The sequence below is a fragment of the Pseudomonas sp. 05T35 genome (genome assembly GCF_056396605.1).
In genome coordinates this window covers 1-10507 of the sequence record NZ_JBFTLU010000151.1, presented here as the reverse complement: position 1 = coordinate 10507, position 10507 = coordinate 1, and the positions used below count along the sequence as shown (strand labels likewise).

Sequence of the window (10507 nt, the reverse complement as noted above, 5' to 3'; positions counted from 1 at the left end):
AAATGGTGCTGGTCAAGAACATCGAGCTCTACTCGTTGTGCGAACACCACTTGCTGCCATTCATCGGCAAGGCCCACGTTGCCTATATCCCGAGTGGCAAGGTGCTGGGCCTGTCGAAAGTCGCGCGGATCGTCGATATGTACGCCCGCCGCCTGCAGATCCAGGAAAACCTCAGCCGGCAGATCGCCGAGGCGGTCCAGCAAGTTACTGGCGCCCTGGGCGTGGCGGTGGTGATCGAAGCCCAGCACATGTGCATGATGATGCGCGGTGTAGAGAAACAGAACTCGTCGATGATCACCTCGGTGATGCTCGGTGAGTTCCGCGAAAACGCGGCGACCCGCAGCGAGTTTCTCAGCCTGATCAAGTAATCCGCTGTACGAAGAAAACCGGCATTCATCGCCGGTTTTTTTTCGCCTGTGAAAAATCAGGTAAGCTGCGCGCCTTTCTTCATTCGCCCGTGAGGCTTATACCGTGTTAGTAAAAGCGCTTCGTGTCGGCCTCGGCCAGCTGATCATTTTCATCGACTTCCTCACCCGCCCGAGCAAAAAGAAGCGCCCCGCCGCCGCTCAGGCCCAGGTCGAAAACGCAGCGAAAGGCCTGACGCTGTATCAGTTCCACGCCTGCCCGTTCTGCGTGAAAACCCGCCGCACCCTGCGCCGCCTGAATGTGCCGGTGGCGTTGCGTGATGCGAAGAACAACGAACAGGATCGCCAGACCCTGCTGGAGCAAGGTGGCAAGATCAAGGTGCCGTGCCTGCGCATCGAAGAGAATGGCCAGACCACCTGGATGTATGAGTCCAAGGTGATCATTGATTATCTGGACAAGCGCTTCGCGGCAGCCTGACTTTTTGTAGTGATCTGACGGACGCCATCGCGAGCAGGCTCGCTCCCACAGTGGTTTTGTGTTGTGGATAAGTTTTGTGTTCAAAACAAATCCCATGTGGGAGCGAGCCTGCTCGCGAAGACGCCGGCACTATCACCACAAATCCCGGACAAAAATAAACCGGCCCATTCGCCGGTTTATTTGTTTTTGGCTTTCCCTTACGCCGCCTCCGCAGCCTGTGCCTGACGCACCACTCCAGCCAATCGTTTAAGCCCTTCGTCCAGCCGCGCCGGATCGATGTGGCTGAAGTTCAGCCGCAGATGCCCCGGATTGTTGTCCGGTTCAGAGAAGAACGGCTCTCCCGGCATGAACGCCACGTCCTGCGCCAATGCCTCGTTCAGCAAGGTCCGGGTGTCCAACGGCTGCTTCAGGGTCAACCAGAAAAACAGCCCGCCCTGCGGCACATTCCACTCGGCCAGATCGGAGAAATGGGTTTCCAGTGYCAACTGAAAGGCGTCACGCCGAACCCGGTAGAAGTCCCGCAGTTCACTCAGGTGATCGCGAAACTTCTCGCTGCCAATCCATTGCAACGCCTGCCATTGACCGACACGGTTGGTGTGCAGGTCTGCCGACTGCTTGAGTCGCAGCAGGTGCGGGAACAGGTCCGGGCTGGCGATCAGATAGCCGACGCGCAAGCCAGGCAGCAAGGTCTTGGACACGGTGCCGGTGTAGATCCAGCTGGCCTTCTTCAAGCGACTGACGATAGGCGTCGCGCTGCCGCCATCAAAGGTCAGTTCACGGTAGGGTTCGTCTTCGATCAGGGTCACGCCAAACTCATCGAGCAACGCTGCCACTGCATCGCGCTTGGCGTCGCTGTAGCGCACGGCCGAGGGGTTCTGGAACGTCGGGATCAGATAGATGAACGCCGGGTGATGTTTTTCCAGGCGCATACGCAGCTCCTTCAGGTCCGGGCCATCGGCCGCAAGCGGCACGGTCAGGCAGTCAGCGCCGAACAGCTGGAAGATTTGCAGCGCCGCCAGATAGGTCGGCGCTTCGAGCATGATCTCGGTGCCTTTGTCGATGTACAGCTTGGCCGCCAGATCAAGGGTTTGCTGGGAGCCGCTGACCACCAACACCTGACTCGCCTCACACGGTACGCCCAAGGCCCGGGCCTCAGCTGCCAGCGCTTCGCGTAATGCCGGTTCGCCTTCGCTCATGCCGTATTGGCCCATGGACAACGGCATGTCAGCCCACTCGACCTTCGGCAGCATGGCTTCGGCAGGCAGGCCACCAGCAAACGACATCACTTCCGGGCGCTGAGCCGCGGCAAGGATTTCACGGATCAAAGAACTTTTAAGGCGCGAGACACGTTCGGAAAAAGCCATGGGGGTCACCGGTAGCGAAGGCCAAGGAAATTAAGTCAAACTACTTGACCGAAATTACGACAGCGCGAGCAGATACGTCAATATGCTTGACCTTAAAAACCAGACCACCCAGCAAGCCGCCATGGAAGCGTTCTTCTTCGGCTACCAGGCCTTCACCGCCAAAGCCGACGAAATGCTCGAGCGGCGCGGTTTGAGCCGCGTGCATCAGCGCATCGTGTTTTTCATCGCCCGCTACCCGGCCCTGAGCGTCAAGGAATTGCTCGCGCTACTTGGTGTGAGCAAGCAGGCGCTGAATATTCCGCTGCGCCAATTGGTGGAGATGCACCTGGTGGACAGCGTGGCGTCAGCGACCGACAAGCGTAAACGCCTGCTGCAACTGACCGTCGACGGCGCGCGGTTCGAGGAGTCGCTGCGACGTGAGCAAGTGAAATTGCTTGAGCGAGTGTTTGCCGAGGCTGGCGAGGCGGCGGTGGATGGTTGGTTGGCGGTGAATAAGGCGTTGGGCGAAAACCGCTAAACCAGGCTTTTGTAGCAGCTGGCGAAGCCTGCGTCCGGCTGCGAAGCAGTCGTAGGGTTCCCCCCGATAAACCGTAGAGGTGGATTTTACGACCGCTGCGCGCTCGAACGCAGGCTTCGCCAGCTGCTACGGAACAGCCCTATCCCCTGCATATAGCTTTCCCTCCAGACTTTTCGTCTACAAAATCAAAAACATTATTTGCTTTATTTGTATACAAAAGCATAATCCGTTTCGTGCGAGTTCCTGACCAAGCGGTCAACAAATTCGCAAGTACCTCAAAGAGCCGCTGCCCACCTCATGTGTCCGGCTCTGGAAATAACAATAAAACTCTTGAGGAGTACTCGCTGTGGAAAGCCGCAAATCCGAAGCCTCGACGCTGGAACTCTCGCCGCCATTACGCACTGGCTGGCTGGAGCGCATTTTTAAACTCAGCTTGCATGGCACCACGGTGAAGACCGAGTTGATCGCAGGTATTACCACCTTCATCACCATGGCCTACATCATCTTCGTCAACCCCAACATCATGGCGGACGCCGGGATCGACCACGGCGCCGCCTTCGTCGCGACCTGCATCGCGGCTGCGCTTGGTTGCCTGTTGATGGGTCTGTACGCCAACTGGCCTGTCGGCCTCGCACCAGGCATGGGCTTGAACGCCTTTTTTACGTACACCGTGGTCGGCACCATGGGCTACCACTGGGAAGCTGCGCTGGGCGCGGTGTTCATTTCCGGTGTGTTGTTCATGTTCCTGACGCTGTCGCGCGTGCGGGAATGGCTGCTCAACAGTATTCCGGTGAGCTTGCGCTTCGCCATGGGCGCAGGCGTTGGCTTGTTCCTCGGGATCATCGGCCTGAAAACCGCCGGCATCATCGTCGCCAGCCCGGCCACATTGATCAAGCTGGGCAATCTGCGTGACCCTGGTCCGCTGTTGGCCGCCGTCTGCTTCCTGATGATTGCGGTACTCAGTTACCACCGCGTGTTCGGTGCAATCCTGATCAGCATCATCGCCGTGACTCTCGCCGGTTGGGGTCTGGGCCTGGTGCACTACAGCGGCATCATGTCGCCCCCTCCCAGCCTGGCACCGACCTGGATGGCCATGGACATCGCCGGCGTGTTCAACGTCAGCATGATCAGCGTGGTGCTGGCGTTCCTCTTCGTGCACATGTTCGATACCGCCGGGACCCTGATGGGCGTGGCGCAACGGGCAGGTTTGGTCGGCAAGGACGGGAAGATCGAAAACCTCTCCCGCGCGTTGAAAGCCGACAGTGCGTCGAGCGTGTTCGGGGCGATGGTCGGTGTGCCGCCGGTCACCAGTTATGTGGAAAGTGCTGCGGGTGTGGCCGCCGGTGGTCGTACCGGTCTTACCGCAGTGACCGTAGGTGTGCTATTTATTGCCGCGATGTTCTTCGCGCCGCTGGCTGGCATGATCCCCGCTTACGCCACCGCCGGTGCGCTGATTTACGTGGCCATGCTGATGATGAGCGGCCTGGAGCACATCAAGTGGAGTGAAGCCACCGACAGCATTCCGGCGATTGTCACGGCCATCATGATGCCGCTGACCTTCTCGGTTGCCGACGGTATCGCGCTGGGCTTTATCACCTACGTGGTGCTCAAGGCCGGTACGGGTAAACACAAGGAAATTTCCATCAGTCTTTGGGTGCTCTGCGCGATCTTTATCGCCAAGTTCATTTTCTTGTAAGCGGTACGCGTTTCAAACCAGCCTCACCCTGTCGGGTGGGGCTTTTGCACATAGGGAGGAAAGTGATGAGTCTGGAAACCTGGCTGCTGTTCAGCGGCGCTGCACTGGTGGTGATCCTGATCCCGGGGCCACTGTCGTTGCTGATGATCAGCAACAGTCTGAATTACGGTCTGCGGCGTTCTTACCCGGCGTTTCTCGGCGGCGTATTTGCCTCGATCTGCCTGCTCAGTGCTTCGGCATTGGGTCTGGGCGCCCTGCTGCTGGCTTCGGAGCAACTCTTCAGTGCGCTGAAAATTGTCGGCGCGCTGTACCTGTTCTACCTCGCCTGGCAAAGCTGGCAGCAATCGCGGCAGCCATCGACCGGCGCCGAAGTGCCCCAGACCGCGCCGACACCGCGCTTTCGTGCACTGTTCGGGCGCGCGTTCGTGCTGGGTGCCAGCAACCCGAAAGACATCCTGTTTTTCGCCGCTTTCCTGCCGCAGTTCTTGAGCACACAGCAGCCGTTTCTGCCGCAGTTGCTGATCATGATCGCCACCTGGACCGTACTGGATCTGTGCTGCAAGGTGGCCTACGGCCTCGGCGCTCATGGTGCCGCGCGGTACCTGCGCAGCGGCAAGGGCCAGAGCTGGTTCAACCGGATCAGCGCCGGGTTGTTCAGTGGCGCGGGTGCTGCATCGTTGTTGAGCCGCTAAGAGCATCGTCGGAACGCCGCCCGGAGCCGGCACAGACACCACAGGTTTTGTGAACGCCACAATCCAATGTGGGAGCGAGCCTGCTCGCGATGGCGCCGGCACAGACACCACATTTCTCAAGGCGAAAAAAAGCCCGCAGTGTGAGCGGGCGAAAGACCAAAGAAGCTATATGCGCAGTCGCTTCTGAGAAAGATAGCAGGGGAAAGTCCTAGCTTCCTCTGTAGGTCGAATAGCTGTAGGGCGAAATCAACAACGGCACATGGTAGTGATCCTGCTCTGCCGAGATGCCGAAGCGCAGCACCACCACATCCAGAAAGGCCGGCTCCGGCAGCTGCACACCGCGCGCGCGGTAGTAATCGCCGGCATGAAACTGCAACTGATAGACCCCGGAACGGTAGTCATCGCCTTGCAACAAGGGTGCGTCGCAACGGCCGTCGCTGTTGGTCAGTGCACTGGCGACCAATTCCAGCTGCGAACCCTCAACGCGGTACAACTCGACCTTGATCGAGCTGCCCGGGCAACCGTGTGCTGCGTCCAAAACGTGTGTAGTCAAACGTCCCATTGATTCTGCGCGCCTGCCTGCGTTTGCAGCAGTCAGGCCTCGCGCCTCCCGGAGTCAGTTAAAAAGGAGACCGCACCTTTTCGGAGCACGAAAAGCGGCGGCGAGCGACTGATTAAGACACTTTTCAAAAAAATTGTACACAATAAAAACGACATTTTTTACCACCACCTCCGCCATCCAAGGTTTCTCTGCAAATCCGACGCTGAACCATAAGATCAGAGGACCTTACATCCATTAGCTGACCACTCAGGCAGGTTTCTTGCAGTACTCCGAAAAGACGACAGTTGATGAAAAATGCAAAAAATCAGGCTTACAAAGTGAATATAAAGTTGTATACAATCAGCCCATCGCTGTGACGCCAGCCTGTCACCTGACCTTCAGGCCGCCACACATCCCTTATCGCGAATAAGCAACCCCGAATAAGAAGGAAGACTGCAGTGAGCGCTGACTACCCACGCGACCTGATCGGTTACGGCAGTAACCCTCCCCACCCACACTGGCCGGGCAATGCCCGCATCGCCTTGTCCTTCGTGCTCAATTACGAGGAAGGCGGCGAGCGCAACATCCTGCACGGCGATAAAGAGTCGGAAGCCTTCCTCTCGGAAATGGTCTCGGCGCAGCCGCTGCAAGGCGAGCGCAACATGAGCATGGAGTCGCTGTACGAGTATGGCAGCCGTGCCGGCGTCTGGCGGATCCTCAAGCTGTTCAAGGAATTCGACATCCCACTGACCATCTTCGCCGTGGCGATGGCCGCCCAGCGCCACCCGGACGTGATCCGCGCCATGGTTCAAGCCGGTCACGAGATTTGCAGCCATGGCTATCGCTGGATCGACTACCAGTACATGGACGAAGCGCAAGAGCGTGAGCACATGCTCGAAGCGATCCGCATCCTCACCGAAATCAGCGGCGAGCGCCCGTTGGGCTGGTACACCGGCCGCACCGGGCCGAACACCCGTCGGCTGGTAATGGAAGAAGGCGGTTTCCTGTACGACTGCGATACCTACGACGATGACCTGCCGTACTGGGAACCGAACAACCCGACCGGCAAACCGCACCTGGTGATCCCGTACACCCTGGACACCAACGACATGCGCTTCACCCAGGTTCAGGGTTTCAACAAGGGTGACGATTTCTACCAGTACCTCAAGGACGCGTTCGACGTGCTTTACGCCGAAGGTGCCGAATCGCCAAAAATGCTCTCCATCGGTTTGCACTGCCGCCTGATCGGTCGCCCTGCCCGCCTGGCCGCACTCAAGCGGTTTATCGAATACGCAAAAAGCCATGAGCAGGTCTGGTTCAGCCGCCGGGTCGATATTGCCCGCCACTGGCACGAAACCCACCCTTACCCAGAGGCTTCGAAATGACTGCCTTCCAGACCCTGAAGCCATCGACCCTGAGCCGCGACGCCTTCGTCAACGCCTTCGCCGACATCTACGAACATTCGCCATGGGTCGCCGAAAAAGCCTTCGACCTGGGCCAGGACGCGGCGATCGACGAGATCGAAACCCTGCACCAGCGCATGAGCGATATCCTGCTGTGTGCCGATCACGCCAGCCAGCTGGCCTTGATCAACGCTCACCCGGACCTGGCCGGCAAAGCCGCCGTCCAGGGTCAACTGACCGAAGCCAGCACCAACGAGCAAGCTGGCGCCGGCATTCACCAATGCACGAGCGATGAGTTCCAGCGCTTCACCGAGTTGAACGATGCCTACAAAGCCAAGTTCAAGTTTCCCTTCATCATGGCGGTAAAAGGCAGCAACCGGCATCAGATCCTCGCAGCATTCGAAACGCGCATTCACAATTCAGTCGACACCGAATTCAAATGCGCGCTGGCGGAGATCAACAAGATTGCGCTGTTCCGATTACTGACTCTTTAGCGAGCTGGGCCCGAGCGTGAATGAACGTGAAAAACGCCCAGGGTCCTGCAAGCATCCCAAGCCACTTTAATTAAAGGCAGACAAGAAGAATGAAAGCTTACGCCGTACCTTTCGAGAAGTTCGTCAACCTGGCCGACGCCCGCCTGGGCACCAAAATCATCTCGGTCACCGATGACTGGTTCGCTGATGCCAACCGCCTGTTCCAGCCGACCCCGGCCGTATGGAAAGAAGGCGTGTTCGATGACAACGGCAAGTGGATGGATGGCTGGGAATCGCGCCGCAAGCGCTTCGAAGGCTACGACAGCGCGGTGATCCGCCTCGGCGTGCCGGGCTCGATCAAGGGCGTAGACATCGACACTTCATTCTTCACCGGCAACTACCCGCCATCGGCCTCCCTGGAAGCGTGCTTCCTGGCCTCGGGCGAGCCGGACGAAAACACCCAGTGGACTGAAGTGCTGTCGGCGGTCGAGCTACAAGGCAACAGCCACCACTACCACGAAATCAACAACGACCAGGCCTTCAGCCACCTGCGCTTCAACATCTACCCGGACGGCGGTGTCGCCCGTCTGCGCGTGTACGGCATTCCGTTCCGCGACTGGTCGGCGGTGGGCGACAACGAGCAAATTGACCTGGCCGCAGCCCTGAACGGCGGTCGCGCCCTGGCCTGCTCCGACGAACACTTCGGTCGCATGAGCAACATCCTCAACCCGGGCCGTGGCATCAACATGGGCGACGGCTGGGAAACCGCCCGTCGTCGCACCCCGGGCAATGACTGGGTGATCGTCGCGTTGGGCCACCCGGGCGAGATCGAAAAAATCATCGTCGATACCCTGCACTTCAAGGGCAACTACCCGGACACCTGTTCGATCCAGGGCGCGTTCGTCAAGGGCGGTACCGACAGCCAGATCGAAACCCAATCGCTGTTCTGGCGCGAATTGCTGCCAGCGCAGAAACTGGAAATGCACGCCGAACACACCTTCGCCGAGCAGATCAAGGCCCTGGGTCCGATCACCCACATCCGCCTGAACGTGTTCCCGGACGGTGGCGTGAGCCGCTTGCGGGTACTAGGCAAAGTCGCCAAGTAAGCGGTGAAGCCAATCGCGAGCAGGCCCGCTCCCACATTGGATTGTGGTGTTCACAAAACCTGTGGGAGCGAGCCGGCTCCGGGCGGCGTTCCGACGATAGCAATAGACCAGACAACAACGAATTCAAGACAAGAAGACCAGCATGCGCACATTGACGATTGAACCGCTGACCAAAGAAGCCTTCGCCCCTTTCGGTGACGTGATCGAAACCGATGGCAGCGATCACTTCATGATCAACAACGGTTCGACCATGCGCTTTCACAAACTGGCGACGGTGGAAACCGCCACGCCGGAAGACAAGGCGATCATCAGCATCTTCCGCGCCGACGCGCAGGACATGCCGCTGACCATCCGCATGCTGGAACGCCATCCGCTGGGCAGCCAGGCTTTCATACCGCTGCTCGGCAACCCCTTTCTGATCGTGGTCGCGCCACTTGGCGATGAACCTGTATCAGGCTTGGTCCGCGACCAATAAGAGAAGGTCTGATCACTCGACAACAAGAGTGACAGGCGAGAGGTAAAGACTGTGGAAGCACATCTGTTGGARTGGCTGAACCTGAGCGTGCGCTGGGTTCACATGATCACTGGCGTGGCCTGGATCGGCGCGTCGTTCTACTTTGTCTGGCTGGAAAACAACCTCAATCGGGTCAACCCGAAAAACGGCCTGGCGGGCGATCTCTGGGCGATTCACGGTGGCGGGATCTACCACCTGGAGAAATACAAACTGGCCCCACCGACCATGCCGGACAACCTGCACTGGTTCAAATGGGAAGCCTACTTCACCTGGATGTCGGGGATCGCGCTGCTGTGCGTGGTGTTCTACTCCAACCCGACGCTGTACCTGCTGGCACCGGGCAGCAGCCTGAGCGGACCGGAAGGCGTGGCCATCGGTCTTGGCTCGCTGTTCATCGGCTGGTTCATCTACTCCTTCCTGTGCGACTCGGCCCTGGGCAAACGCCCTGCCCTGCTAGGTGGAATTCTGTTCGTGCTGATCATTGGCGCCGCTTACGGCTTCAGCAAAGTGTTCAGCGGTCGCGGTGCGTACCTGCACGTTGGCGCCATGATCGGCACCATCATGGTCGGTAACGTGTTCCGCATCATCATGCCGGCCCAACGGGCACTGGTGGCGGCCATCGCCGAGAACCGCACGCCGGATCCGGCACTGCCAGCCAAGGGCTTGCTGCGTTCACGGCACAACAACTACTTCACCTTGCCGGTGCTGTTCATCATGATCAGCAACCACTTCCCGAGCACTTACGGCAGCCAGTACAACTGGTTGATCCTGGCCGGGATCGCGGTACTCGCGGTGTTGGTGCGTCACTATTTCAACACCCGCCACGAAAGCCACAAGTTCGCCTGGACCCTGCCCGTCGCGGCAGTGGGCATGATCTGCCTGGCGTACGTCACCGGCCCAGCGCCAATGAACACCCCGGAAGTGGCCAAGGCACCGGCGAAGATCGAGTACCAGCCGCTGCCCGAAACCGCCCTCGGCGGTGGTAGCAAACCTGCTGAAGCAGCGCCTGCGGCCCCGGCTGCGGCTGCTGCACCCGCGCAAGCTTCGACAGCAAGCGGTCCGGACTTCAGCAAGGTACACAGCGTGATTCAGGAACGTTGTGCGGTCTGCCATTCGGCCAAACCGACCAGCCCGTTGTTCAGCGCGGCACCGGCCGGCGTGATGTTCGATACCCCGCAACAAATCCAGCAATTGGCCCCGCGKATCCAGGCCCAGGCTGTCGCCAGCCAGATCATGCCGTTGGGCAACATCACGCAGATGACCCAGCAGGAACGCGACCTGATCGGCGCCTGGATCAACCAGGGAGCCCGGACCAATTAAGTAGTAAAAACATCGCGAGCAAGCTCGCTCCCACACAG

General features: G+C 59.1%; 11 protein-coding genes and 1 pseudogene. 10 read left to right on the top strand and 2 right to left on the bottom strand.

All coding sequences use genetic code 11. The features are described from left to right. On the top strand, window positions 1–368 hold a 368-nt coding region (gene folE, locus AC1DH9_RS13860; protein ID WP_477808305.1), incomplete at its 5' end, for a GTP cyclohydrolase I FolE. Between the two features lie 103 nt (window positions 369–471). Continuing rightward, the gene (locus tag AC1DH9_RS13855) at window positions 472–843 is read left to right on the top strand and encodes a glutathione S-transferase N-terminal domain-containing protein (protein WP_123580334.1); all 372 of its coding nucleotides are present in this window, start codon (window positions 472–474) and stop codon (window positions 841–843) included. Between the two features lie 197 nt (window positions 844–1040). On the opposite strand, the gene AC1DH9_RS13850 is transcribed toward AC1DH9_RS13855, so the two are convergent. Further along, window positions 1041–2207 (bottom strand): aminotransferase-like domain-containing protein, encoded by a 1167-nt coding sequence (locus AC1DH9_RS13850; protein ID WP_477808304.1) that lies wholly within the window; start codon window positions 2205–2207, stop codon window positions 1041–1043. 82 nt (window positions 2208–2289) lie between these two features. Between AC1DH9_RS13850 and AC1DH9_RS13845 the strand changes: the two genes are divergently transcribed. The 3 genes from AC1DH9_RS13845 to AC1DH9_RS13835 all read left to right on the top strand — a co-directional run bounded on the left by AC1DH9_RS13845 (window position 2290) and on the right by AC1DH9_RS13835 (window position 5112). After that, window positions 2290–2724 carry a MarR family winged helix-turn-helix transcriptional regulator gene (locus tag AC1DH9_RS13845; RefSeq protein ID WP_427541517.1) on the top strand — a complete coding sequence of 145 codons (435 nt, stop codon included), beginning with the start codon at window positions 2290–2292 and terminating at the stop codon, window positions 2722–2724. A 346-nt stretch (window positions 2725–3070) separates the two neighbouring features. Next, complete coding sequence (locus tag AC1DH9_RS13840) at window positions 3071–4420, top strand: NCS2 family permease (protein ID WP_427541520.1); 1350 nt, start codon at window positions 3071–3073, stop codon at window positions 4418–4420. Between the two features lie 65 nt (window positions 4421–4485). After that, window positions 4486–5112 (top strand): LysE family translocator, encoded by a 627-nt coding sequence (locus AC1DH9_RS13835; RefSeq protein WP_427541523.1) that lies wholly within the window; start codon window positions 4486–4488, stop codon window positions 5110–5112. A 208-nt stretch (window positions 5113–5320) separates the two neighbouring features. On the opposite strand, the gene uraH is transcribed toward AC1DH9_RS13835, so the two are convergent. Continuing rightward, window positions 5321–5674, bottom strand: coding sequence for a hydroxyisourate hydrolase (gene uraH / locus AC1DH9_RS13830; RefSeq protein WP_095078352.1), 354 nt, complete (start codon window positions 5672–5674; stop codon window positions 5321–5323). Between the two features lie 437 nt (window positions 5675–6111). On the opposite strand from uraH, the gene puuE reads away from it, so the two are divergent. The 5 genes and pseudogenes from puuE (at window position 6112) to AC1DH9_RS13805 (ending at window position 10469) form a co-directional block, all read left to right on the top strand. Further along, window positions 6112–7038 (top strand): allantoinase PuuE, encoded by a 927-nt coding sequence (puuE, locus tag AC1DH9_RS13825; protein ID WP_427532234.1) that lies wholly within the window; start codon window positions 6112–6114, stop codon window positions 7036–7038. Next, window positions 7035–7550 carry a 2-oxo-4-hydroxy-4-carboxy-5-ureidoimidazoline decarboxylase gene (uraD, locus tag AC1DH9_RS13820; protein ID WP_427541526.1) on the top strand — a complete coding sequence of 172 codons (516 nt, stop codon included), beginning with the start codon at window positions 7035–7037 and terminating at the stop codon, window positions 7548–7550. Before puuE ends, uraD begins: the two co-directional genes overlap by 4 nt. A gap of 89 nt (window positions 7551–7639) precedes the next feature. Beyond that, a complete protein-coding gene (alc, locus tag AC1DH9_RS13815; RefSeq protein ID WP_429539838.1) occupies window positions 7640–8635 on the top strand; it encodes an allantoicase in 996 nt (331 codons plus the stop codon). A gap of 142 nt (window positions 8636–8777) precedes the next feature. Next, a pseudogene (locus tag AC1DH9_RS13810) lies at window positions 8778–9101 on the top strand (ureidoglycolate lyase); the annotation flags it as partial. Window positions 9102–9161: 60 nt separating this feature from the next. Continuing rightward, a complete protein-coding gene (locus tag AC1DH9_RS13805) occupies window positions 9162–10469 on the top strand; it encodes a urate hydroxylase PuuD (protein ID WP_427541535.1) in 1308 nt (435 codons plus the stop codon). Window positions 10470–10507: the final 38 nt, after the last annotated feature.